Below are 513 nucleotides of genomic sequence, written 5' to 3'. Positions count from 1 at the left end.
TCTCTTTTGTTTTTAAAGGATAAATTTTGCCCACCCATTCTTCTCTTCCCCATTTAGCACAGCCAACATAAACCTTTGCGTTTTTATTCTTTTTACCGCTTAGTATTTGTTTGTTGAATGATGGTTCTTTTGGCAATGAAAAGTCTATATTATCTAATTCATTTTCCGGTACTCTTCCGAATTCCATAGCAATAACATTTAATTTTTCGAATGTAAGATGAATAAAGAACAGAACGTTCAAGTGTGCGACGCAACCACAGTTGAATAAAGAGTTAAAAGCTTATTACCACTTAAAAACTATACCATAAGAACAAAAGCCTGTTAATATCCCGTTTAAGCTGTAAAAATCGCATGTGTTTTGCTTTGTTAATTCAGTTAATTTCGTTCACCTTTGCCACATTCACAAAAAATCTTAGGAATTAAAGTATAATGGCACTATTTAATTTTTTAACACAGGAAATAGCAATGGATTTGGGCACTGCTAACACCCTGATTATACATGACGATGAAAAT

At 32.6% G+C, this 513-nt stretch carries 1 protein-coding gene; it reads right to left on the bottom strand.

Going from position 1 to position 513, the window contains the following annotated elements; all coding sequences use genetic code 11:
* A partial coding sequence (locus E3E36_RS11555) for a hypothetical protein (RefSeq protein WP_206203650.1) occupies nucleotides 1-241 on the bottom strand: 241 nt, incomplete at its 3' end.
* Nucleotides 242-513 lie beyond the last annotated feature (272 nt).

Source organism: Thermococcus sp. M36, assembly GCF_012027355.1.
Classification (GTDB): Archaea; Methanobacteriota_B; Thermococci; order Thermococcales; family Thermococcaceae; genus Thermococcus.
This window is presented reverse-complemented; position numbering and strand designations above follow the sequence as displayed.